This window comes from Micromonospora sp. WMMD729 (assembly GCF_049315225.1).
GTDB lineage: Bacteria > Actinomycetota > Actinomycetes > Mycobacteriales > Micromonosporaceae > Micromonospora.
In genome coordinates this window covers 2,126,171-2,147,966 of the sequence record NZ_CP186059.1, presented here as the reverse complement: position 1 = coordinate 2,147,966, position 21,796 = coordinate 2,126,171, and the positions used below count along the sequence as shown (strand labels likewise).

The following is a 21,796-nucleotide window of genomic DNA, read 5'->3' as shown; positions in this document are numbered from 1 at the left end:
GCCCTGCTCACGGCCGGCATGTGCAGCCTCGTCGCGCTCGCGTTCCTGATCCCGCTCGGGTTGAGCCTGCGGGAGCAGACGCGGGAGGAGGCGATCGCCGACGCGGCCCGACGCAGCGCGCTGGTGACCGGCGCGTTGGCGGTGAGCACGGACAAGGCGGTCGTCGAACGGGCCGTGGTGGCCAGCGGCGACGACACCGCGGTTCGGCCGGTGGTGTACGGATTGGGGCTGGACGAGGCCGCGGGCCGCGCCGGTGGCGCCGACCTGGACCGGGCCCGCGCCGACCGGCGCTCACTGGTCACCGACGTCGACGGCGGGGTGGTCCGGCTCGACCCGGTGGTCCTCGGTGACCGGACGGCGGTGGTCGAGGTGTTCGTGCCGGACTCGACGTTGGGCGAGGGTGCCGGTGGCACCTGGTTGCTGCTGTTCGCGGTGGGCGCGGCGATGGTCGGCGCGGCGGTGCTGGTGGTCGACCGGGTGGCCGCCCGGGCGGTGGATGCCACCCAGGGCCTGGTCAAGGCCACGCTGGCCGTCGGTGACGGCGACCTGAGCGTGCGCGTGGAGCCGACCGGCCCCCGCGAGCTGGCGGAGGCCGGGTACGCCTTCAACCGGATGGCCGAGCGGCTGGACGCGGCCCGCACCGACGAGCGCGAGCTGGTGGCCGACCTGTCGCACCGGCTGCGGACGCCGCTGACCGTGCTCCGGCTCGACGCGGAGGCGTTGGAGTCCGACGACACCAGCGTGGGTTCGTTCAGCCCGGCGGAGTTGGACCGGCTGCGGGGCATCCGGCGCATCCGGCAGGCGATCGTCACCCTCGAGGGCGAGATCGACGTGCTGATCAAGACCACCCGCAAGGCGGTGGCGCACGAGGCCGGTCCCGCCATGTGCGACGTCAGCGAGGTGGTCCGGGACCGGATGGTGTTCTGGGCGGCGCTGGCCGGTGACCAGAACCGGCCGCACCGGGTCACCGGCGCCCAGTTGCGCATCCCGGCGCCGGTGCCCCGGGCCGAGCTGGCCGCCGCGCTGGACGCGGTGATCGGCAACGTCTTCCGCTACACGCCGCAGGGTACGGCGTTCGAGGTGGCCGTGTCGCGCCGCGACGGGTACGTGGCGATCCGGATCGACGACGCCGGCCCGGGCATCGCGAACCCGGATCGGGCGCTGCGTCGGGGCGCCAGCGACCAGGGCTCCACCGGGCTCGGTCTGGACATCGCCAAGCGGGTGGCGTTGCAGGCGAACGGCTCGGTCAGCATCGACCGGGCCCGGTTGGGCGGCGCCAGCGTGGTGATGCTGCTCGCCGACCCGGACGCCACGCCCCGACAGGTCAACCGGTTCGGCCTGGTGGGCCGGATGGCGCGCGACGTCCGGGATCAGAAGAGCAGCGGCCGGCGCTGGCCCCGCCAGCGTCCCACCGACGACTGAGCGGCCGGACGGCGGAGCGTCGTGCCCGGACGACCGCACACCCGTGCCGGACGACCGAGCACTGTCGACCGACGACCGAACAGGCCCGGTCCGATCGGTTGACCAGGACGCTCCGATCGGCCCGGCGGGCCGGGGCTGTGCGGCGGCACAAGTCTTCCTTAGATCGAGGTTAACGACCGCGGTCAGGCGCTCGCGGACTGACAGGATCAGTGCACGAACCCACCAGTTCCACCGGCCAGCGCCCCGCGCGTCCACCGGCCGGTGGAGCCGTGCGCGCGGCGGGAGTCTCAGGTCCCCCCACACCCACGCTCCCGCCGCGCGCCCCGCTCGCCCTGGTATCTCAGCCGGCGTTGGCCACGTACGCGTCGATCTCCTCGATGATCCGCTGCTTGCCGGCCGGGTCGAGGAAGGACGCGGTCACCGCGTTGCGGGCCAGCGCGGCCAGCTCCCCGGGGCCAGCCCCGAGCAGTCGGGCCGCCACCGCGTACTCGTCGTTCAGGGTGGTGCCGAACATCGGCGGATCGTCGGAGTTGATGGTGACCAGCAGCCCGGCCTCGACCAGTCGGGGCAGCGGGTGCTCGTCGAGGTTGGCCACGGCCCGGGTCCGCACGTTCGACGTCGGGCAGATCTCCATCCCGATCTGCCGCTCGGCGAGGTAGGTGAGCAGTTCCGGGTCCTGCGCGGCGGAGATGCCGTGCCCGATCCGCTCGGCGCCCAGCTCGTGCAGGGCGTCCCAGATGGTCTGCGGGCCGGTGGTCTCGCCGGCGTGCGGCACCGAGCGCAGCCCGGCCGCACGGGCTTGGTCGAAGTACGGCCGGAACTGCGGCCGGGGCACGCCGATCTCCGGGCCGCCGAGACCGAAGCTGATGAGCCCGTCGGGGCGCTCGTCGAGGGCGATCCGCAGGGTCTCCTCGGCGGCCGGCAGGCCGGCCTCGCCCGGGATGTCGAAGCACCAGCGCAGGTCGAGGCCGAAGTCGCCGGCGGCGCGCTTGCGGGCGTCCTCGATCGCCTCGCAGAACGCGGGCGCGGGGATGCCCCGCCGGACGTGCGAGTACGGGGTGATCGTCAGCTCCGCGTACCGGACCTGCTGGCGGGCCAGTTCCCGGGCCACCTCGTGGGTGAGGAGCCAGACGTCCTCCGGGTCCCGGATGAGGTCGACGACGCTCAGGTAGACCTCGATGAAGTGCGCGAAGTCGCGGAACTCGAAGTAGTCGGCGAGGGCGTCCGGGTCGCTCGGTACCGGGCTGCGGCCCTCGTGGCGGGCGGCCAGCTCGGAGACGATCCGGGGCGAGGCGGAGCCGACGTGGTGCACGTGCAGCTCCACCTTGGGCAGACCGGCGATGAAGGTGGTCAGATCGGTCACGGGTTCTCCTGTGCGTGGGCGCCGGTACGGGCGACGACGAAGACACGGCGGAATGGGAAGGACACCTGGCCGTGCCGTACCGGGTAGGCGGCGTCGAGGCGTACCCCCAGCTCGGCCCGGAAGGCCGACCAGCCGGCGGCGTCCAGCGCGGCCCGCACGGGTCGCAGCGCGGTGCCCTCCATCCAGGTCAGCACCGGGTGGTCGGCGGCGGGATCGGCCGGCAGCAGGTGCACGTAGCTAGTCTCCCAGGCGTCCACCGCGCAGCCGGCGGCGGTCAGCAGGTCCGCGTAGTCGGCCGGGTCGTCGACGGGGTGGGCGCGCTGGAGCGGGGCCAGTTCGGCCCGCCAGGCCGGGCGGCCGGCGACCTCGCGCAGCGCCCGGTGCGAGGGGGCGTCGAAGTTGCCGGGGACCTGCATGGCGAGCCACGCGCCGGCGGGCAGCTCGGCGGCCCAGCGGCGGAGCAGTTCCTGGTGCCCGGGCACCCACTGCAGCGCCGCGTTGGTCACCAGCACGTCGACGTCATCGCTCGGACGCCAGTCGCGCAGGTCGGCGACGGCGAACTCGACCGGGCTCGGCAGGGCCCGGGCGCGGTCGATCATCTCGGGCGACGAGTCGAGGCCGACGATCCGGGCGTCCGGCCAGCGCTCGGCCAGGGTGGCGGTGAGCTGGCCGGGGCCGCAGCCGAGGTCGACCACGGTCCGCGGCCGGACGGCGGGGACCCGGTTGAGCAGGTCGTGAAAGGGTCGGGAGCGCTCGTCGGAGTAGCGCAGGTACGCCGTCGGATCCCACATGCCGCCTCCAAACCGTACGTCCGTCTTGTTGCACGGTACGACTCGCGTGGCAGCCCGGCAACCCGATCACTAGGCTCGGGGCATGGAACAGCGCAGCTTCAACCGGCTCGGCCGGACCGTCGGAGTCGTCGGCCTGGGCGCCTGGCAGCTCGGCGCCGACTGGGGAACGGTCAGCGAGGACGACGCCATGGCGGTGCTCACCACGGCCGTGGACGCCGGGGTCACCTTCCTGGACACCGCCGACGTGTACGGCGACGGCCGCAGCGAGCAGTTGATCGGACGCTTCCTGCGCTCCCGCCCGGACGCCGGACTGACGGTCGCCACCAAGATGGGCCGACGCGTCGAGCAGCGGCCGGAGGCGTACACCCTGGCCAACTTCCGGCAGTGGACCGACCGGTCGCGGGCCAACCTCGGGATGGACACCCTGGACCTGGTCCAGCTGCACTGCCCGCCGACCGCCGTCTTCGCCGACGACGCGGTCTTCGACGCCCTGGACACCCTCGTCGCCGAGAAGGCCATCGCCGGGTACGGCGTCAGCGTGGAGACCTGCGACCAGGCGTTGACCGCGATCGCCCGCCCCGGGGTAGCCAGCGTCCAGATCATCCTCAACGCGGTGCGGCACAAGCCGCTGGAGCAGGTGCTGCCGGCAGCCGCCCAGGCCGGCGTCGGGATCATCGCCCGGGTGCCGCTGGCCAGTGGCCTGCTCTCCGGCCGCTACGACGAGCACACCGAGTTCCCCGCCGACGACCACCGCAGCTACAACCGGCACGGCGAGGCGTTCGACGTGGGCGAGACGTTCTCCGGGGTCGACTACACCCAGGGGCTCGCGGCCGTACGCCGGCTCGCGCCGCTGGTCGACGCCGACCGCACGATGGCCCAGTTCGCGCTGCGGTGGGTGCTGGACCAGACCGGCGTCACCGTCGTCATCCCGGGCGCCCGCGACGCCGAGCAGGCCCGGCGCAACGCCGCCGCGGCCGACCTGCCGCCGCTCACCGCCGCCCAACTGGCGGGCGTACGCGAGGTCTACGACGAGCTGATCCGCCCGCAGGTGCACGACCGGTGGTGAACCGCCGACCCCGGGTGCTCGCGGCGCGCCGTCGGACCGACGATGCTGGACGCCCGGGGCGGCGTGCCGCCCGACGAGGCGAGGAGGGTGCGCGATGAGGGGTTGGCTGACCCTCACCCTCGGCCTGCTGGCCGTGGTGATCGGTGCGGTGTGGACGGTGCAGGGCCTCGGCTACGTCGACGGCAGCGTGATGACCGACCAGACGCTCTGGGTGGTGCTGGGCCCGGTCGTGGCCCTGGCCGGGCTGGTGGCGCTCTGGTGGGGACTGCGCTCGCGCCGCCGGCTCTGAGTCGGCGCGAGCGGCGGACGTGGAAAGCCCCGCATCCCGGGTGGGGATACGGGGCTTCACGTCAACAAGCCCTGACCGGGCCGTCCCACTGACCGGCGGGGGCCGGTCAGATGTGTCAGAGGGGACGGACCTGCTCGGCCTGCGGGCCCTTCTGACCCTGGGCGATCTCGAACTCCACCCGCTGGTTCTCCTCCAGCGTGCGGTAGCCGCTGGTCTGGATGGCCGAGAAGTGGACGAACACGTCAGCACCCCCGCCGTCGACGGTGATGAAGCCGAAGCCCTTGTCAGCGTTGAACCACTTCACGGTTCCCTGCGCCATGTGTATCTCCTTCTAAAACTGGCGGCCGTGCACGCCGTGCGGCCGATTGGCCGTTTTCGAGCAGCGGCGTCTGAGGCGGCCCCCACGAAGGAGACTTCTCTCAACCCACGCCATCTCGCAACAGCGTGGAACAGCAAATCACGTACGCAAAAAGTCTGCACGACCTGTCCGACGAATTTCTCCGACATGTGACCTGACGGATGGCCGAGATCGCTGGGCGGCGTGTCGGGTCGTGCGAAAGGCCCCCTTCCGTCGATGGGGAAGGGGGCCTGACATCGATGTCCTGGTCAGTCCGGCCAGTGGCCGGTCATCCGACGGACGCCGACCGCTCCACCCCGGTCGACGGCGGCCCGGACCACCGCGAAGATGGCCCCCTGCAACGCCGCGGCGGCCAGGATCTCGCCCCAGCCGCGGTCCTCGTCGGTGGCGCTCGGCGCCTCGCCGTCGCCCGCCGTGACCTTCCAGACCTGTCGGAAGATCGCGCCCGCCACCGTACCCGCGGCGATACCCAACAACACGCCGACCGGCCGGTACGCGACCTTGCCGATTTTCCCGCTCACCTACGCCTCCCCCGCACGATCATCAGCACCACCACGGTGGCCACCGCGCCGGCGGCGATCGCCGCCCACGGCACCGGGTTGCGTCGTACCAGCTCGCTCTTCTCGCGGACCAGGCCGCCCTTGTCGTACGCCTGGGCCCGGGCCATCCCCGCACCACGCGCGGCCTGCCCGCGGACCCGGGCCACGGTCTGCGCCGCCTGCTCGCGCATCCGCTCCTTCGCCTGGTCGGCGGACTCCTTGAGGCGGGCCTTCACGTCCGCCTTGGCGGCCAACGCCTCCATCGTCTCGCCCAACTCCACCCGGGTACGGCGGATCTCCTCGCGCAGCGCCTCGGTGTCACCCGTCCCGTTGCCCGTCATGCCCGTCCCCTGTCCTTCACGGCGGCGGCCACGGTGTCCACGTCAGCCCGCAGGCTGCGGACCGTCGCCGCCGGCACCGGCGGGACCGCCCGGCTGACCTGCTTCTTGCCCACCAGCGCGAGGATGCCGGCCACCAGGAAGAGCGCCACCGCCACGATCAGCGCGGCGGCCCAGGCGGGCAGCACCAGATCCAGCAGCAGGATGGCCGTGACGACAAGCGCGCCGAGGCCGTAGAACGCCAGTGCCCCGCCGCCACCGAACAGGCCGATTCCGATGCCGGCGTGCTTGCCCTTCTGGGTCAACTCCGCCCGGGCCAGCGCCAGTTCGTCGCGGACCAGACGGGATACCTGTTCGGCGGCCCGCTGCACCAGCTCGGCGGTGGAGGGCTCGCTCCCGTTGCGGGATGTGCGGGCATTCGCCACGTCAGCCATGCTGTCCTCCTTTCCTCATCACCGCGCTGTATGCCCGGAGTCGCCGCTCGCCAATCCTAAAGCGCGCCGAGCAGGCATCTGTCCGTCTCGGCCGACCGCCGCGCCGTGCATTGCGGCAGCGGTTCGGCGAGAGGTAAAGAGATGCCCGGCAGCAGATCCCCCACCCAAGCCCGCCCAAACCTCCCACCCACCCCCATCGCGGCGACCATCGACTCCTCATCGCGGCCTGACAGGTTCCTGACATCGCCTCCGCACGATGGACCGATGAGGAAAACGCGAGCCACGCTCTGCGCCGTGGCGCTGCTACCCGCGCTCGTCCTGGCCACTCCGGCCGCGGCCCACCGCACCGAGGTCACCACCCGGGACGGCGCGCTCACCCCCGGACAGCAGCGGGCGGCCGACCGGTACTGGACCCCGGACCGCATGCGGATGGCCGGCGCGCTCGTTCCGGAGATCACCCCGATGCCGCCGGACGACAACACGCCGGACGACCCGACCGTCCCGCCCGCCGACCAGCCGGATCCCGGCGCGGTGTGGACGCACGGCGGGGCGGTCACCACGACGGTGGGGCGACTGTTCTTCACCTTCAGCGACGGGTACGACGGGAGCTGCACCGCCACGTCCGTCCGCAGCCCCAACCGCAGCACGGTGGTCACCGCCGCACACTGCTTCCGGGGTACGGGCGACCCCGCCGACGCGGACACCTGGAACCACAACGTGTACTTCGTGCCCGGATACCGCAACGGCAGCAAGCCGTACGGCGGTTTCAGCGTGCGCGTCATGTTCACCTCGAGCCGGTGGGACACCGGCACCGACTCCAGCGAGGTCGCCGTCGCCGGCTACGACACCGGGGTGGCGGTGGTCAATCCCCGGGCCGACGGCCGGCGGCTCGGCGACGCCGTCGGTAGCCAGGAGATCGCCTTCCAGCCTCCGGTGAGTGGCGAGTTCGTCCACGCCTTCGGCTATCCGCATGTGCAGTCGGGCACCCAGTGGCTCGGCGCCCGCATGGTCCACTGCGCCGGTGCGGCGCGACCGGGGCCGGACGCCCCACTGCTGTTCGGCATGCGCTGCGACATGGCCCACGGCGCGAGCGGCGGCCCGCACCTCGTCGGCTTCGACCCCGCGACCGGTCACGGCACCATCGTCGGGGTCACCACCACCGGCAGCGACCTGGCCGGCGGCCCGGAGGAGCGTTCCTACGCCACCCGCCTGGGATCCGCCGCGAAGCTGCTCTACGACCGCGCCGTCCGGCGCTGAACGATGGTGATCAGGGGGTTCCGGCCGGCGCCCCCTGATCACCGTCACCGGCCGGGGTCAGGGGCGGGATTCCTCGGGGCCCACGAAAGCTTCGCTGCGGGCGTCGCCGTCGTCGCTGCCGCCGAAGACACGGGCGTCGTCCGGCGCCTCGGTGTCGGACGGGCGGCGTACCGGCCGCCTCGGCTGCACCCACTGCCAGGACAGGTTGCTGGTGGCGTCGCCCAGTTCGGTGCGGACGCGGGGCATGGCGGTGGGCCGGTTGTCGCGGATCCAGCCGACCAGGTGCTCGCGGACGAGGGCGCGCAGGTCCCAGAGGCTGCCCGCGTCCGCGGCGCTGACCAGCGCCCGCAGCCGCACCATCCCGCCGGTGGCGTCGGTGACCTGGAGGACGCAGACCCGGCCGTCCCACAGCTCGGTGCCCTCGACCAGCCGGCGCAGCTCCTCCCGCATGGTCTGCACCGGCACCGCCCAGTCGACGTCGAACTCGGCGGTGCCGAGCACGGCCGCCTCGGTCCGGGTCCAGTTCTGGAACGGCTTGCTGGTGAAGTACGAGGTGGGCAGGATCAGCCGCCGGTCGTCCCAGATCTGCACCACGACGTAGCTGAGGGTCAGCTCCTCGATCCGACCCCACTCCCCCTCGACGACCACCACGTCGTCCAGGCGGACCGCGTCGCTGAAGGCGAGTTGCAGCCCGGCGAAGACGTTGCCGAGCAGGCTCTGGGCGGCCAGCGCGGCCACCACGCCGACGACTCCGGCGGAGGTCAGCACGCCGGCGCCGATGCCCCGTACGCTCGGGAACGTCATCAGCATCACGCCGACGGTCAGGATGACGATCACCGCGACAGTCAGCCGGCGCAGCATCACCACCTGGGTACGGACCCGCCGGGCGTGCCGGTTGTTGGGCACGTCGACCCGGAACCGGGCGAGCGCGGTGTCCTCGACGACGATCAACAGCGCCGCCACCAGCCAGGCCGTGCTGGCGATCACACAGAGCACCAGCAGGTGCAGCAAAAACCGTCGCCAGGGCACTCCGACCGCGTACGTCGTGGTGAAGCGGACGGCGAACTGCACGGCGAGGACCGTGGCGGCGACCTGGAACGGACGGTGCGCGTGATCGGTCAACTCGGTCAACAACAGGGACCGGCAGCCGAACCGCCGGATGAGCCGGTGAATGACCTCGACCACGAAGAGGGCGACCGCCGCCGCGACGAGCGCGGCGACGGTCGTTTCGAGATAGCTCTGCACGAGTGAAGCGCTTCCCTTCGACCGAGCGGCGTTACTTCGGGCAAAAGCCTAATAGTGCCCGATGTCCTCGGTATCGACCAGTTCAGACCTTGCGGAACCGGGACTGGAGGAAGCAGTAGACGCCGAAGCAGGCGATGCCGAGGGCGACCAGGATCAGCAGGAACGGGCCGTACGACTGCTCGCGCAGGGTGTGCAGCGCGGCGTCCAGACCACGGGCCTTCTCCGGGTCGTAGTTCACCGCCGCCACGATGACCAGTAGGCCGGCGATGCCGTACGCGATGCCCTTGGCGACGTAGCCGGCGATGCCGAGGCGGCGGGCCAACTGACGGGTCTTCGGGCTCATCTCGCCGGTCTTGAGGTGCTTCTCGAACGTCTTGCGGATGCCGTAGATGACCAGGCCGATACCGATCGCCGCGACCACCAGCCCGGCCAGGCCGACCAGCCAGCGGCCACCGGTGGAGGTCATCAGCTTGCCGGTCAGCGCCTCCTGCTTGTCGGCGCTGTTCGACCCGGCGTCGTTGAACACCTTGAACGCGGTCCAGGCGAAGTAGAGGTAGACGATGGTCCGGCCGGCCGAGGCCAGCCGCTCCATGACCCGCTCCTTGCCCCGCTCGGCGCGGTGCCCGACCGCCGCCTCGAGGCCCTGCCAGATCGCCATGGCGAGCAGGCCGACCGCGACTGCGATGACCAGGAACTTGCCCAGGGGCTGCGCGGAGAGGGTACGCAGCGCGCCGGACTGGTCGCCGTCGCGGGACGACGTGCCGAACGCGATCTGCAACGCCAACCAGGCGAAGAGGAGATGGACGATGCCGTAGCCGATGAAGCCGGCCCGGGCGAGAAGTTCCAGCCACCGGCTGTCCGCCGTGCGGGAGGCGGTGGCTTCGGCGCTACGGGTGAGTGACATGCCGTCACAATCTCCGATCCGGAAGATTCCCAAACGTCGGCCACCGCCGCCCGACGAGGTCAGCTGCCCGGATTGCGGGAAACGCGGATCTTGACCTGCTGGTCGGTGACGCTGTCGACGGTCACCGCGAAGCCACCGGCCTCGGTGGCCTGCTGACCGGTGGTGAGAGTGAGCTGCTCGCCGGCGACCTCGACGGTCACCTGGTCGCCCTCGGCGCCGACCAACTTGGCCTCGACACCCAGGATGGTGGCGCTCGCCTCGACGCCCCGCTCGAAGGTGACGGTGCAGGCGTCCAGGCCGCAGTCGGTGGAGGCGCCCTGGGAGCTGCAACCGGCGAGCACGGCGAGGCCGAGCGCCGCGGCGGCGACCAGGCCCGCGACGCGGCGGACGGGGGGCAGGGGAATGGTGGCGGGTCGGTTCGTCACCCCGCCTAGGGTACGAGACGTCCGCGACGACCGGGCGGGAGCGAGCGCGGCCGGCGCCCCGGCTAGGGTCCCGGACATGGCCTTCGACATCGCCCGTACCCGGGCCGCCTATCCCGCCCTGACCGAGGGCTTCGTCCACTTCGACGGCGCCGGGGGCACCCAGACCGCGGCTGGTGTGATCGACGCGGTCACCGACGCGATGCGCGCGGCCGTCGGCAACCGCAACGCCGCGTTCACGCCGGGCCGCCGCTCGCTGGAGCTGGTGGCGCAGGCCCGCTCGGCGGTCGCCGACCTGCTCGGCGCGCAGCCGGACGGGGTGGTGCTCGGCCCCAGCGCGACCGCGCTGACGTACACCCTGGCCCGTACCCTCGGCGCGACCTGGCGGCCCGGCGACGAGGTGGTGGTGTCCCGGCTCGACCACGACGCCAACGTGCGCCCGTGGGTGCAGGCCGCCGAGGCGGCCGGCGCGACGGTCCGCTGGGCCGAGGTCGACCGGGACACCGGTGAGCTGCCCACCGGCCAGTACGCCGACCTGGTGGGCGAGCGGACCCGGCTGGTGGCGGTGACCGCCGGCAGCAACGCCATCGGCACCGTGCCGGACGTGCCGGCGATCGCCAAGATCGCACACTCGGTCGGGGCGCTGGTCTGTGTGGACGGCGTGCACTCGGTGCCGCACGGGCCGACCGACCTGGCGTCGCTCGGCGCGGACGTGCTGGTCACCAGCGCGTACAAGTGGTCCGGGCCGCACCTGGCCGCGATGGTCGCCGAGCCGGACCGGTGGGCCGGGCTGCGCCCGGCGAAGCTGGTGCCGTCCTCCGACGCGGTGCCGGACCGGTTCGAGTACGGCACCCCGAGCTTCCCCCTGCTGGCCGGGGTGACCGCCGCGGTGAACCACCTCGCCACCCTGGACCCGACCGCGACCGGTGACCGCCGGGCGCGGCTGCGGGCCGGACTCGCCGCCGCGCAGGCGCACGAGGAGGCGCTGCTGGACCGGCTGCTCAGCGGTCTCGCCGAGCGGCCCGCCGTCACCGTCTACGGCTCGCCGGCCCGGCGCTGCCCAACGGTCTCCTTCCGGGTCGCCGGACGCTCGCCGCTGGAGGTCCAGCGGGCGCTGGGCGACGCCGGGTTCTGCCTCTCGTCGGGCGACTACTACGCCTACGAGTACTTCCGGACGATGGGTCTGCGCGACAGCGGCGGCGCGGTACGCGCCAGCATCTATCACTACAACACGGTGGAGGAGGTGGACCGGTTGCTCGCCGAACTGGACGTGGTGGCCGCCGCAACGGGGACAATGGCCCGGTGAGCAGCCTGGTCGAGGACAACCCCGCCAAGAACCGATTCGAGATCCTGGTCGACGACGCGTTGGCCGGCTTCACCGCGTACGTGCCGCGGGGGCAGGACGTGCTGGTCTTCACGCACACCGAGGTGGACCCGCGCTTCCAGGGCAAGGGCGTCGGCAGCGTGTTGATCCGCGGCACCCTGGATCAGGTGCGCGCCCGGGGTGCCCGGGTGGTGCCGCAGTGCCCGTTCGTGGCGGCGTTCATCGACAAGCACCCCGAGTACGCCGACCTGGTGCTCGCGCAGCCCTAGACGAGTAAGTCCGAAGTTGGGTCAGTGGTCGTAGGCGATCAGGGACCTGGTCACGGGTTGGTTGGTGGCCCGGTTGTGCCAGATCGCGGTGGTCATCGCCAGGAGGCGTTGCGCGATGCGTGCCGCGACGCCTTCGATGCTGCGTCCGCCGTGCAGTTCGAGGTCGAGTTGCCCCTTCAGCGTGTCGTTGACGGACTCGATGAGCTGGCGGATCGGCTTGAGTAGGTGCTCGTCCGGGCGTGGGGTGCGGTTGCGGTACGACGGTCTGAGCAATCGCACGCCACGCTCTGCCAGCCACCGGTCCAGCTCCGCGGACACGTATCCCTTGTCCGCGACGATCAGCAGGCCCGGGCGTTCGGCGATGAGGTCGGGGTCGTGGTCAAGGACAGCCATCAGGACCTGACGTTCGTCGACCTTCGGTGTCGCCAGGGCCCAGGTGATCGGCAAGCCGGCCGGGGTGCAGATCAGATGCAGCCGCAGTCCCCAGAAGAACCGCGAGTGCGAGGCGCAGTAGCCGTACCCGGCCCACCCCGCCAGGTCAGAGCGTTTCACCGTCGGCCTGGACCGCCCGCATTCCACCGGTGTGGAGTCGATGACCCAGGTGGCGTCGGACCACAGGTCAGTGTCCTCGGCGACCGCCCGGATGGCACGCTTGAGCAGCGGCAACGCTGCCCGTAGCCGCTTGTTGTAACCAGACTGTCCGGGCAGGTACGGGAACGCCCCGGGTAGATGCCCGGGCACGAACCGCAGCCAACGGGCCTCGGAACGCACCCCGAGCAGCGCCTGCGCGACGGCCAGGGTCAGCAACTCCGCGTCAGAGAGCTTCGGTGGCCTACCCGTCCGGCGAGGACGCCCGAGCCAGTCGTCGATCTTCACGTACAGTGCGGTCAGAAGGGTGTTGAGGTCTGTCGTCACAAACGGATCTTCAACACCCTTCGTCTATGCCCACAGCCCGGGGTCGTTAGGACTTACTCGTCTAGCGGGTCCGGCCGGTCAGCACCTCGGCGGCGGCCCGCCCGCTGGCCCGGGTGGCGCCGTGGGTGGCCAGGTGCACCGCCCCGACGACCAGTTCGGGCACGCCCAGTTCGACCACGACGGCGTCCGGCCGGCTGTCGAGCGCCCGCCGCACCGCCGCCCGCATCCACCCGTGCCGGTGCAGGTCACGCACGACCAGCACGAGCGGACGGTCGCCGGCGGCGACGCCCGGGTCGGCGGGTACGTCGTGCTCGGCGTGCCGGACCGTCGTGGTGCCGGGCAGCAGCTCGGCCAACGGCTCGCCGATACCCCACGGGGTCTCCGCGCCGATGGCGATGTTGCGCGGCGGCTCGAACTCCACCACATGGGCGGCCCGGGTCAGCGGCAGCGCGACCGGCGAGTCCGGGCCGGCGGTGATCCGTACCGCCCGGCGGGCGGCGACCAGCCCGACGTCGCTGGCCCGGTGGGCGACGCTCGGGCGGGCGGCGCGGGCGGCCATCGTCCAGGCGGCGAGCTGACCGACCCGCTTGGCGGCCTCGGCGAGACGTTCCTCGGGCAGCTCGCCGGCGACGACGGCGGCCACGATGGCGTCGCGCAGTTCCCGGGCGGCCTCCTCGTCGCTCCGCTCGCCGCCGACGCAGATGGCGTCGGCACCGGCGGCGAGGGCCCGCACGGCAGCTCCGGCGAAGCCGTACCGGTCGGCCACCGCGCGCATCTCGACCGCGTCGGTCACGATCACGCCGGAGAAGCCCAACTCGTCGCGGAGCAGGCCGCCCAGGATGCGCTGGCTCAGCGTGGCCGGCAGCTCCGCGTCGAGTGCGGGCACCAGCAGGTGGCCGGTCATCACCGCCTGCGCGCCGGCCGCCACGGCGGCCCGGAACGGGGCCAGCTCGCAGGCGTCCAGGCGGGCCCGGTCGGCGGTGATGCGCGGCAGGTCGTGGTGCGAGTCGACCCGGGTGTCCCCGTGTCCGGGGAAGTGCTTGGCGCAGGCGGCCACGCCGCCGCGCTGGAGGCCGCGGATCCAGGCGGCGGTGTGCCGCGCGACGAGCGCCGGGTCGGCCCCGAACGAGCGGACGCCGATCACCGGGTTGGCCGGGTTCGAGTTGACGTCGGCGTCCGGCGCGTAGTCGAGGGTCACCCCGGCCGCCGCCAGCTCGACGCCGAGGTCGAGGGCGACGGCCTCGGTCAGCGCCGGGTCGTCGACCGCGCCGAGGGCGTAGTTTCCGGGCCGGGAGCTGCCCCGGCCGGATTCGATCCGGGTGACGTCGCCGGCCTCCTCGTCGATCGCCACGATGACGTCCGGCCGCTCGGCGCGCAGCGTCGCGGTCAGCTCCGCCACCTGGGCGGTGTCGACGACGTTGCGGGCGAACAGCACCACCGAGCCGAGCCCGTCACCGAGCCAGCGGCACACCCAGGGCGGCGGCGTGGTGCCGACGAACCCGGGTTGCAGGACGGCGGCGGCCAACGTCGGAAGGTGCCCGGCCGGCGCGGTCACGCCGCCACTCCGGAACGGTCGACGTTGCTCGCCGGCGCGGTGACGCCGACCCGCTGGTTGCGCTCGCTCATGCGGCCCCGTACCCCATCTCTCGCGCGCCCTCGGCGCACCGTCCTCGGCAGGCGGTGCTGCCATGGTCACACCGAGCGATTCAATAGTCAATAAACCTTACAGTTGCCCGACGGGGCCGATCCCGGGAAGAGTGCGGGGATGGAGACCGCCCTGCTGGCCGACGCCACGAGTCCGGCCGACATCCCCGGCGTACGCCTGCTCGGCCTGGTGGTCGGCGCCCTGTTGCTGCTCGCCGCGATCCGGGCCATGTTCGGCCGCCGCTGACCGATCAGCCCCGACCCGCCGGTGTGGCCCGCCGACACCGGGGTACGGCTTTCCCGACAGCTGGTCCGCGCGCCGAAGGGGAAGCGATGAAGATCGGATACTTTCTGTCCAGTGAGGAGTACTCGCCGGCCGAGCTGCTGGCGCAGGCCCGGGGCGCCGAGGCGGCCGGCTTCGAGGCACTGTGGATCTCCGACCACTACCACCCCTGGGTCGACGCGCAGGGACAGAGCCCGTTCGTCTGGTCGATGATCGGCGCGCTCAGCCAGGTCTGCTCACTGCCGGTGACCACGGCGGTGACCTGCCCGACCGTACGGATCCACCCGGCCGTGATCGCCCAGGCGGCGGCGACCAGCGCGGTGCTGCACGGCGGTCGGTTCGTGCTCGGCGTCGGCACCGGCGAGGCGCTCAACGAGCACATCTTCGGTGACGCCTGGCCGTCCGCCGACGTCCGGTTGGAGATGCTCGAGGAGGCCGTCGAGGTCATGCGCGAGCTGTGGCGGGGTGACTTCGTCAACCACCGGGGCACGCACTACACGGTGGAGAACGCGCGGGTCTACACCCTGCCCGACACCCCGCCGTCGATCTACGTCTCCGGGTTCGGGCCCAAGGCCGTCGACCTGGCCGCCCGGATCGGTGACGGCTACGTGAGCACCATGCCCGACGGCGAGCTGGTCCGGCGCTTCCGGGAGAACGGCGGCGGCGACAAGCCGTGCCAGGCCGGGTTCAAGGCGGCGTTCGCGGCCAGCGAGGACGAGGGCGCGCGGATCGCGTACGAGCGCTGGCCCAACGCGGGTGTGCCGGGTGAGCTGTCGCAGGTGCTGCCCTCGCCGCGCCACTTCGAGCAGGCCGCCGAGCTGGTCACCGAGGACATGGTGCGGGAGGCGTTCGTCTGCGGCAACAGCGCCGACGCGCACCTGGAGATGATCGACAAGTACGCCAAGGCCGGCTTCGACGAGCTGTACGTGGCCAACACCGGCCCGAACTTCGAGGGCCTGTTCGACCTCTACCAGCGCGAGGTCCTGCCCCGCCTGCGGTGAACCGGACACTTCCCGAGCCCATGATCCCCGAAGGTGTTTCGGTGGTCATGGGCTCGGGTACCTCCGGCCCTCGATGAAACTGTCCACGCACTCGATGACGTTGCGCCGCGCGGCGAAGAGCCTCTTCGGCTGGAAAGCACTGCGGCCCAACCAGCTCGCCGCCATGCGCGCGGTGATGAAGCGGCACGACGCCCTGGTGGTGTTGCCCACCGGCGCCGGCAAGTCGGCGATCTACCAGATCCCGGCCAGCCTGATCCCCGGCCCGACCGTGGTGATCTCCCCCCTGCTGGCCCTGCAACAGGACCAGATCGCGGCGCTCAACGAGCGGCAACGTCCCGAGCTGCGGGCGGTACGGATCAGCTCGAACGAGTCGGCCGCCCAGCAGGCCGAGGCGGTCGCCGAGATCCAGGCCGGGCGGGCGGAGTTCCTGTTCATCACCCCGGAGCAGTTGAGCAACCCGGACCGGATGGCCGAGGTCGCCGCGCTGAAGCCGGCGCTGGTGGCGATCGACGAGGCGCACTGCATCTCCGCCTGGGGGCACGACTTCCGCCCCGACTACCTGGCGCTGGGCCACCTCATCGAGGGCATCGGCCGACCGCCGGTGGTCGCGCTGACCGCCACCGCGTCGCCGCCGGTACGCGACGACATCATCGCCCGGCTGCGGCTGCGCGACCCGGAGGTGGTGGTCTCCGGGCTGGACCGGCCCAACCTCTTCCTGGAGGTGGCGCACTGCCCCACCGAGGACTACCGGTGGCGGCGGTTGATCGCCCTGCTGCGCGACGACGAACGACCCGGGATCATCTACGTGCCGACCCGCCGCTCGGCCGAGGAGTTGGCCGATAAGTTGACCAAGGCGGGCTTCCCGGCGCAGTTCTACCACGGTGGGATGCCGGCCGGCGCGCGCAACGAGCTGCACGAGGCGTTCCTCGCCGACCAGGTGCCCATCATGGTGGCCACGTCGGCGTTCGGCATGGGCATCGACAAGCCGAACATCGCCTGGGTGGTGCACACCGCGCTGCCCGACTCGCCGGACAGCTACTTCCAGGAGATCGGCCGGGCCGGTCGGGACGGGCAGCCGGCCCGGGTGCTGCTGCTCTGGCGGGCCGAGGACGTGGGCCTGCAACGGTTCTTCAGCGGCGGCCTGCCGGACGAGAACGAGCTGCGGGACCTGGCCGCGCTGCTGCGCCGCAAGCCGGCCACCAAGACCGAGCTGCGGGAGGCCACCGGCCTGGGACCGCGCAAGCTGGGCCAGTACCTGTCGCTGCTGGAGCAGGTGGGGGCCGCCGAGCCCCGCGCGCGCCAGCGCATCGGGGCCCCACGCTACTCCCCCACTCCGGTCGAGGCGGCGTCGGCGGCCCTCGCCGAGGCGGAACGCCAGCAGGCGGTGACCCGGTCGCGTACCGACATGATGCGGGCCTTCGCCGAGACCACCGCCTGCCGGGGGCAGACCCTGCTGGCCTACTTCGGCGAGCAGATGACCGAGGTCTGCGCGCACTGCGACAACTGCCACCGGGGCACCAGCGTCGCCGACGAGGGCGCGGTCGGACCGTTCCCGGTGCACAGCCAGGTGCGTCACGGCGAGTGGGGGCGGGGCCTGGTGCTCAGCTACGAGGACGACAAGATGACGGTCCTCTTCGACGAGGTCGGGTACAAGACGCTGTCGGTGCGCGTGGTGTCCGAGCAGGGCCTGCTGTCCCTGGACTAGCCTGACCCGGGCCCCGGTTACGGGCCCGGTGGATCGACCAAGCAGAGCACCGATTGACCAGACAGAACAGGGCGGAAGGGGCATTGCCGTGATCGAGCAGCCGGCGTACACCGGTTTCGGTTTCTCCGACGAGGAGTGGGGGCTGCTGGTCGGCCTGCCGCAGTCGGTGCTGACCGCGGCGAGCGCCGCCGAGTCCGACGGCACCCGCCGGACCATGGCGGAGAACGCGGCCGGGCTGGAGTCCATCGGGGCGGGCCGGGAGTCGGCCAGCCCGCTGGTCGCCGCCGTGGCCGGCGAGATCGTGACCCGGGTCGGCGACCCCGAGGCCGGCGAGGAACTGCCGGTCATCGCGCCCGCCGACCCGCAGGCGTACCTCGACGACGTGCTGGTGCGGGCCCGTGAGGCGGCCGTGTTGCTGGCCGCCCGGGTCGACGAGGGCGAGGCCGGCGCGTACAAGCACTGGCTGGTCACCATCGCCGACCAGGTGGTGGGGGCCGCCTCCAGCGGCGGTCTGCTGGGCCTCGGCGGCGAGTCGGTCAGCGACTCCGAGCGGCGGTTCCGCGACCGACTCGCCCACGTGCTCAACGACTGACCGGAGCGGGGTCCGACAACGACGGTCCGGTCGGCTCGGTGGCCAGCGCCGCCGGGTCGGCCGGCCGGACGCCGCGCAGCGTCAGCAGCGCGGTCACCGCGCCGAGGGCCATCGCCACCATGGCGGCGATCGCGGCGAGGTGCAGCCCGTCGGTGAAGGCGAACCGGGCCGCGTGCAGCACCGCGTCACCGACCTCCGCCGGCAGTCCGCGCGTCACGGCGAGCGCGCCGCCCAGGGTCTCGCCGGCCGCGTCGCGGGCGTCCGTCGGCAGTCCGGCCGGCAGCTCGTCGAGGACCTCGCGCCGGTAGATCGCGGCGCCCACACTGCCCAGGATGGCCATTCCCAGCGCGCCGCCCAGCTCGCTGCTGGACTCGGTCAGCGCGGAGGCGACACCGGCCTGCTCCGGCGGCGCCGCGCCGAGCACCAGCTCGGTGACGAGTGACATCACCATCACCAGGCCGCCGGCGTACACGCTCGCGCCGACGAGCAGCAGCCAGAGCGGCGTCTCGGGGGTGACCCGGGTGAGCACCGCGAAGCCGACCACGGCGATCGCGAAGCCGGCGCCGATCAGGTAGGCCCGCTCGACCCGCTGGGCGAGCGCGGCGGCGGCCGGGGCGACGCCGCCGACCGCGAGCGACGGTACGAGGCTCCACAGCGCCGCCCGCAACGGACTCAGCCCGAGCACCAACTGGAGGTGCTGGGTGGTGAAGATGGCGAACCCGACCAGCGCGAACATCGCCAGCAGGTTGACCGCGAGCGATCCCGCGAAGCCGTGGCGGCGGAACAGCGCCAGATCGATCATCGGGTACGCCCGGGTCCGCTGCCGGTGCAGGAAGAGCGTCCCGATCAGCAGGCCGGCGACGACGTCCAGCACCCGTACCGCGCTGACGCCGTCGCGGGCCATCTCCTTGATGCCGTAGATGACCGGCAGCAGCGTGCCGAGCGAGAGCGCCGCGCTGACCAGGTCGAACCGGCCGCGCGCCGGGTTGCGGAACTCGGGCACCAGGACCGGGGCGAGCAGGAGCAGCAACAGCATCGCCGGGATGTTGATCAGGAAGATGGAGCCCCACCAGAAGTGCTCCAGCAGGACGCCGCTGAGCACCGGACCGATGGCGATGCCACCGGTGAGCGTGGCGGTCCAGATGCCGATGGCGGTGCCCCGCTGCTTGGCGTCGTGGAACATGTTGCGCACCAGGGCGAGCGTGGACGGCATCAGGGTGGCCCCGCCGACGCCGAGCACGGCCCGCGCGGCGATCAGCGTCGCGGCGCTGTCGGCGTACGCGGCCAGCAGGGATGCCGCGCCGAACGCGGTGGCGCCCAGCAGCAGGAGCCGACGCCGGCCGATCCGGTCGCCCAGGGCGCCCATGGTGATCAGCAGCCCGGCCAGCACGAAGCCGTAGATGTCGAAGATCCAGAGTTGCTGGGTGGCGCTGGGCCGTAGCTCCTCGCTGATGAACGGGACGGCGAAGTAGAGCACCGACACGTCCATCGAGACGAGGAGCAGCGGCAGCATCAGCACCGCGAATCCGATCCATTCCCGCCGGCCCGCTCGGGGCGCCGGTGCGGTCGTCGCTGTCATGGAAACTCCTTCTGCGTATGGCGTACGCTTTAATGCGTAGACCATACGCAGAACTAGGATGGCGAGGCAAGGAGGAAATGTGGCGGAGACGAAAGACGACAGCGGCCCGGCGCTCCCGCCGGCCATCCAGAGCGCGTGGGGGCTGCGCGAGCGGCCACCGAAGGGCCCCCGGCCGGGGCTGACCGTGGCCGGCATCGTCGACGCGGCCGTCCGGGTCGCCGACGCCGACGGGCTGGCGGCCGTGTCGATGAGCCGGGTGGCCAAGGAACTGGGTGCCGCCACCATGGCCCTCTACCGCCACATCGCCTCGAAGGACGACCTGCTGACGCTCATGGTGGACGCCGGCTACGGCCCCGCACCGGGCCCGGCCGCGCCGGACGACGACTGGCGCGCCGGCCTGACCCGCTGGGCGTGGGCCGAACACGACGTGCTGCGACAGCGCCCCTGGCTGCTGCACATCCCGATCGCCGGGCCGCCCGCCACACCCCAGCAACTCGGCTGGCTGGAGGACGGGCTGGGTTGCCTCGACGGCACCCCGCTGCCCGAGGGCGCGAAGATGTCCATCCTGCTGCTGGTCACCGGCTACGTGCGCAACGAGGCGATGCTCACCAACCAGATCGCCGAGGGCAGCCGAGCCGCCGGTGTCGAGCCCGGCGAGTTGATGCCGGCGTACGGGGCGATGGTGGCGCGGCTGATCGACCCGGTCCGCTTCCCCGCGCTGACGCGGGTGCTCGACGCCGGCGTACTCGACCAGGACGACGACCCGGACGACGAGTTCACCTTCGGACTGGACCGGATCCTCGACGGCGTCGAGGCCCTGATCGCCCGCCGGACGGCCTGAGGGGGCGCGGATGCTACCCAGGAACACCGTCGACACCACCGTCCTGCCGCCCGGCGAGCGCTTCGGGATGTGGCTGGACCTGGTGGCGCGCACCTCCGCGCCGTTGCGGGTCGAGTCCGCGCACGCCGCCGACTTCGCCGCCCGGGCCGACTTCACCGATCTCGGCGCGATCCAACTCGTCGAGTACCGGTACCCCTCCCTCGACGCCACCCGCACCCGCAAGCTGATCCGGCAGTCCGACCCGGAGCTGTACGTGCTCGCCCTCACCACCAGCGGGATCGGCACGTCCAGCCAGGACGGTCGGCGCAGCGAGATCCTGGCCGGCGAGTTCACCTTCTACGACGCCTCGCGCCCGCACGACGTCTGCCACCACGCGAACGAGCCGGGGCGGACCCGGGCCACCTCGATCATCACGCTGATACCGCACGCCGCGCTCCCGCTGCCGCCGAAGCGGATGGCCGCGCTCTACGGCGGGCGAATGTCCGGCAGCGAGGGTCTCGGGGCGCTGCTGGCCCAGTTCCTGATCCAGGTGACCGGGCACCCCGAGCAGTACCACGCCGTCGACGCCGGCCGGCTCGGCACGGTGGGGCTCGACCTGGCCACCACCCTGCTCGGCCGGAACCTCGTCGCCGAGGACGCGGTGCCGACCGAGGTCCGCCGCCGCGCGTTGGTCACGCAGGTGCAGGCGTACGTCCACCGGCACCTGGGCGACGCCACGCTCGCCCCACGGACCGTCGCGGACGCCCACCACATCTCGCTGCGCACCCTGCACCGCCTCTTCGAGGCCGAGAACACCACCGTGGCGGCGTACATCCGCGACCTTCGGCTGGCCCGGTGCCGGCGCGACCTGGCCGACCCGGCGCTGCGAACCCAGCCCGTGCAGGTCATCGCGGCACGCTGGGGGTTCGGGGACAAGGCCCACTTCAGTCGGGCGTTCCGGGCGGCGTACGGGGTGAGCCCGCAGGCCTGCCGCGACGGTGAGCCGGTTACGGCACGGGACGTCAACGACCTGGCATCCAGAGTCAACTCGACCCGGGCAGACTGACTGTCGACGCGGTAGAGGCGGTGCCCGCGTACCCCGGGGCCCGCGCCGACCGCGAACGGGGGCCGTGGCGAGGCGCCCGCCGTGGCGCGTGACACGCGGCGGGCGGCCGCCCGGTGCCGCCCCCGGCCGAGGTTCCGGCCCCGTCGCTTCCCCCCCAGGATCGTCGGCGG

At 72.6% G+C, this 21,796-nt stretch carries 24 protein-coding genes; 12 read left to right on the top strand and 12 right to left on the bottom strand.

Annotated elements, in window-relative coordinates; translation table 11 throughout:
• Positions 1-18: 18 nt before the first annotated feature.
• A complete protein-coding gene (locus ACN263_RS09890) occupies positions 19-1,422 on the top strand; it encodes an ATP-binding protein (RefSeq protein WP_422739503.1) in 1,404 nt (467 codons plus the stop codon).
• Positions 1,423-1,762: 340 nt separating this feature from the next.
• Here the strand turns inward: ACN263_RS09890 and ACN263_RS09885 are convergent, their stop codons facing one another.
• Both ACN263_RS09885 and ACN263_RS09880 read right to left on the bottom strand, forming a co-directional pair.
• On the bottom strand, positions 1,763-2,785 hold the full coding sequence (locus ACN263_RS09885) for an adenosine deaminase (protein WP_422739502.1): 1,023 nt from the start codon (positions 2,783-2,785) through the stop codon (positions 1,763-1,765).
• Positions 2,782-3,576, bottom strand: a complete 795-nt coding sequence (locus ACN263_RS09880) for a trans-aconitate 2-methyltransferase (RefSeq protein WP_422739501.1) — start codon at positions 3,574-3,576, stop codon at positions 2,782-2,784. The genes ACN263_RS09885 and ACN263_RS09880 overlap by 4 nt, the downstream gene beginning before the upstream one ends.
• 82 nt (positions 3,577-3,658) lie before the next feature.
• On the opposite strand from ACN263_RS09880, the gene ACN263_RS09875 reads away from it, so the two are divergent.
• Both ACN263_RS09875 and ACN263_RS09870 read left to right on the top strand, forming a co-directional pair.
• Positions 3,659-4,642: an aldo/keto reductase gene (locus ACN263_RS09875; protein WP_422739500.1), complete on the top strand. Its 984-nt coding sequence runs from the start codon at positions 3,659-3,661 to the stop codon at positions 4,640-4,642.
• A 94-nt stretch (positions 4,643-4,736) separates the two neighbouring features.
• Entirely contained in the window at positions 4,737-4,931 is a 195-nt protein-coding gene (locus tag ACN263_RS09870; protein ID WP_422739499.1) for a hypothetical protein, read from the top strand.
• A gap of 115 nt (positions 4,932-5,046) precedes the next feature.
• Here the strand turns inward: ACN263_RS09870 and ACN263_RS09865 are convergent, their stop codons facing one another.
• The 4 genes from ACN263_RS09865 to ACN263_RS09850 form a co-directional block, all read right to left on the bottom strand.
• On the bottom strand, positions 5,047-5,250 hold the full coding sequence (locus ACN263_RS09865) for a cold-shock protein (protein ID WP_011905669.1): 204 nt from the start codon (positions 5,248-5,250) through the stop codon (positions 5,047-5,049).
• Between the two features lie 287 nt (positions 5,251-5,537).
• The gene (locus ACN263_RS09860; protein ID WP_422739498.1) at positions 5,538-5,810 is read right to left on the bottom strand and encodes a DUF4235 domain-containing protein; all 273 of its coding nucleotides are present in this window, start codon (positions 5,808-5,810) and stop codon (positions 5,538-5,540) included.
• Positions 5,807-6,169, bottom strand: a complete 363-nt coding sequence (locus tag ACN263_RS09855) for a DUF3618 domain-containing protein (RefSeq protein ID WP_355053393.1) — start codon at positions 6,167-6,169, stop codon at positions 5,807-5,809. Before ACN263_RS09855 ends, ACN263_RS09860 begins: the two co-directional genes overlap by 4 nt.
• A complete protein-coding gene (locus ACN263_RS09850; RefSeq protein WP_422739497.1) occupies positions 6,166-6,600 on the bottom strand; it encodes a phage holin family protein in 435 nt (144 codons plus the stop codon). Before ACN263_RS09850 ends, ACN263_RS09855 begins: the two co-directional genes overlap by 4 nt.
• A 264-nt stretch (positions 6,601-6,864) precedes the next feature.
• Between ACN263_RS09850 and ACN263_RS09845 the strand changes: the two genes are divergently transcribed.
• Positions 6,865-7,857 carry a trypsin-like serine peptidase gene (locus ACN263_RS09845; RefSeq protein ID WP_422739496.1) on the top strand — a complete coding sequence of 331 codons (993 nt, stop codon included), beginning with the start codon at positions 6,865-6,867 and terminating at the stop codon, positions 7,855-7,857.
• Positions 7,858-7,914: 57 nt separating this feature from the next.
• On the opposite strand, the gene ACN263_RS09840 is transcribed toward ACN263_RS09845, so the two are convergent.
• From ACN263_RS09840 to ACN263_RS09830, 3 genes are all read right to left on the bottom strand, one after another.
• Entirely contained in the window at positions 7,915-9,102 is a 1,188-nt protein-coding gene (locus ACN263_RS09840) for a mechanosensitive ion channel family protein (RefSeq protein WP_422739495.1), read from the bottom strand.
• An 82-nt stretch (positions 9,103-9,184) separates the two neighbouring features.
• Positions 9,185-10,006 (bottom strand): DUF1206 domain-containing protein, encoded by an 822-nt coding sequence (locus ACN263_RS09835; RefSeq protein WP_422739494.1) that lies wholly within the window; start codon positions 10,004-10,006, stop codon positions 9,185-9,187.
• A gap of 59 nt (positions 10,007-10,065) precedes the next feature.
• Positions 10,066-10,431 (bottom strand): hypothetical protein, encoded by a 366-nt coding sequence (locus ACN263_RS09830; RefSeq protein WP_422739493.1) that lies wholly within the window; start codon positions 10,429-10,431, stop codon positions 10,066-10,068.
• Positions 10,432-10,507: 76 nt separating this feature from the next.
• Between ACN263_RS09830 and ACN263_RS09825 the strand changes: the two genes are divergently transcribed.
• Positions 10,508-11,734: a cysteine desulfurase-like protein gene (locus ACN263_RS09825; protein WP_422739492.1), complete on the top strand. Its 1,227-nt coding sequence runs from the start codon at positions 10,508-10,510 to the stop codon at positions 11,732-11,734.
• Positions 11,731-12,021: a GNAT family N-acetyltransferase gene (locus ACN263_RS09820; protein ID WP_422739491.1), complete on the top strand. Its 291-nt coding sequence runs from the start codon at positions 11,731-11,733 to the stop codon at positions 12,019-12,021. Before ACN263_RS09825 ends, ACN263_RS09820 begins: the two co-directional genes overlap by 4 nt.
• A 21-nt stretch (positions 12,022-12,042) precedes the next feature.
• On the opposite strand, the gene ACN263_RS09815 is transcribed toward ACN263_RS09820, so the two are convergent.
• Together ACN263_RS09815 and ACN263_RS09810 are read right to left on the bottom strand one after the other, a co-directional pair.
• Positions 12,043-12,936 carry an IS982 family transposase gene (locus ACN263_RS09815; protein WP_422736979.1) on the bottom strand — a complete coding sequence of 298 codons (894 nt, stop codon included), beginning with the start codon at positions 12,934-12,936 and terminating at the stop codon, positions 12,043-12,045.
• Between the two features lie 61 nt (positions 12,937-12,997).
• On the bottom strand, positions 12,998-14,491 hold the full coding sequence (locus ACN263_RS09810) for a glycoside hydrolase family 3 protein (protein WP_422739490.1): 1,494 nt from the start codon (positions 14,489-14,491) through the stop codon (positions 12,998-13,000).
• 210 nt (positions 14,492-14,701) lie between these two features.
• Between ACN263_RS09810 and ACN263_RS09805 the strand changes: the two genes are divergently transcribed.
• The 4 genes from ACN263_RS09805 (at position 14,702) to ACN263_RS09790 (ending at position 18,161) form a co-directional block, all read left to right on the top strand.
• Positions 14,702-14,827, top strand: coding sequence for a hypothetical protein (locus tag ACN263_RS09805; RefSeq protein ID WP_422739489.1), 126 nt, complete (start codon positions 14,702-14,704; stop codon positions 14,825-14,827).
• An 86-nt stretch (positions 14,828-14,913) separates the two neighbouring features.
• Positions 14,914-15,864: a TIGR03557 family F420-dependent LLM class oxidoreductase gene (locus tag ACN263_RS09800; protein WP_422739488.1), complete on the top strand. Its 951-nt coding sequence runs from the start codon at positions 14,914-14,916 to the stop codon at positions 15,862-15,864.
• 73 nt (positions 15,865-15,937) lie between these two features.
• A complete protein-coding gene (locus ACN263_RS09795) occupies positions 15,938-17,569 on the top strand; it encodes a RecQ family ATP-dependent DNA helicase (RefSeq protein WP_422739487.1) in 1,632 nt (543 codons plus the stop codon).
• 88 nt (positions 17,570-17,657) lie between these two features.
• A complete protein-coding gene (locus ACN263_RS09790; protein WP_422739486.1) occupies positions 17,658-18,161 on the top strand; it encodes a hypothetical protein in 504 nt (167 codons plus the stop codon).
• Here ACN263_RS09790 and ACN263_RS09785 read toward each other — a convergent pair.
• Positions 18,151-19,740 (bottom strand): MFS transporter, encoded by a 1,590-nt coding sequence (locus tag ACN263_RS09785; RefSeq protein ID WP_422739485.1) that lies wholly within the window; start codon positions 19,738-19,740, stop codon positions 18,151-18,153. The genes ACN263_RS09790 and ACN263_RS09785 overlap by 11 nt on opposite strands.
• Positions 19,741-19,819: 79 nt before the next feature.
• Between ACN263_RS09785 and ACN263_RS09780 the strand changes: the two genes are divergently transcribed.
• Positions 19,820-20,581, top strand: coding sequence for a TetR/AcrR family transcriptional regulator (locus tag ACN263_RS09780; RefSeq protein ID WP_422739484.1), 762 nt, complete (start codon positions 19,820-19,822; stop codon positions 20,579-20,581).
• Positions 20,582-20,591: 10 nt separating this feature from the next.
• Positions 20,592-21,626, top strand: coding sequence for a helix-turn-helix domain-containing protein (locus ACN263_RS09775; protein WP_422739483.1), 1,035 nt, complete (start codon positions 20,592-20,594; stop codon positions 21,624-21,626).
• The last annotated feature ends 170 nt before the right edge of the window (positions 21,627-21,796 follow it).

Bases quoted from the DNA above. Each gene is read 5' to 3' on its own strand.
- ACN263_RS09825 (WP_422739492.1), top strand. From the start codon at position 10,508: ATGGCCTTCGACATCGCCCGTACCCGGGCCGCCTATCCCGCCCTGACC.
- ACN263_RS09855 (WP_355053393.1), bottom strand. From the start codon at position 6,169: ATGACGGGCAACGGGACGGGTGACACCGAGGCGCTGCGCGAGGAGATC.
- ACN263_RS09835 (WP_422739494.1), bottom strand. From the start codon at position 10,006: ATGTCACTCACCCGTAGCGCCGAAGCCACCGCCTCCCGCACGGCGGAC.
- ACN263_RS09890 (WP_422739503.1), top strand. From the start codon at position 19: ATGTGCAGCCTCGTCGCGCTCGCGTTCCTGATCCCGCTCGGGTTGAGC.
- ACN263_RS09800 (WP_422739488.1), top strand. From the start codon at position 14,914: ATGAAGATCGGATACTTTCTGTCCAGTGAGGAGTACTCGCCGGCCGAG.
- ACN263_RS09850 (WP_422739497.1), bottom strand. From the start codon at position 6,600: ATGGCTGACGTGGCGAATGCCCGCACATCCCGCAACGGGAGCGAGCCC.
- ACN263_RS09785 (WP_422739485.1), bottom strand. From the start codon at position 19,740: ATGACAGCGACGACCGCACCGGCGCCCCGAGCGGGCCGGCGGGAATGG.
- ACN263_RS09775 (WP_422739483.1), top strand. From the start codon at position 20,592: ATGCTACCCAGGAACACCGTCGACACCACCGTCCTGCCGCCCGGCGAG.
- ACN263_RS09865 (WP_011905669.1), bottom strand. From the start codon at position 5,250: ATGGCGCAGGGAACCGTGAAGTGGTTCAACGCTGACAAGGGCTTCGGC.
- ACN263_RS09875 (WP_422739500.1), top strand. From the start codon at position 3,659: ATGGAACAGCGCAGCTTCAACCGGCTCGGCCGGACCGTCGGAGTCGTC.
- ACN263_RS09805 (WP_422739489.1), top strand. From the start codon at position 14,702: ATGGAGACCGCCCTGCTGGCCGACGCCACGAGTCCGGCCGACATCCCC.
- ACN263_RS09870 (WP_422739499.1), top strand. From the start codon at position 4,737: ATGAGGGGTTGGCTGACCCTCACCCTCGGCCTGCTGGCCGTGGTGATC.
- ACN263_RS09795 (WP_422739487.1), top strand. From the start codon at position 15,938: ATGAAACTGTCCACGCACTCGATGACGTTGCGCCGCGCGGCGAAGAGC.
- ACN263_RS09845 (WP_422739496.1), top strand. From the start codon at position 6,865: ATGAGGAAAACGCGAGCCACGCTCTGCGCCGTGGCGCTGCTACCCGCG.
- ACN263_RS09880 (WP_422739501.1), bottom strand. From the start codon at position 3,576: ATGTGGGATCCGACGGCGTACCTGCGCTACTCCGACGAGCGCTCCCGA.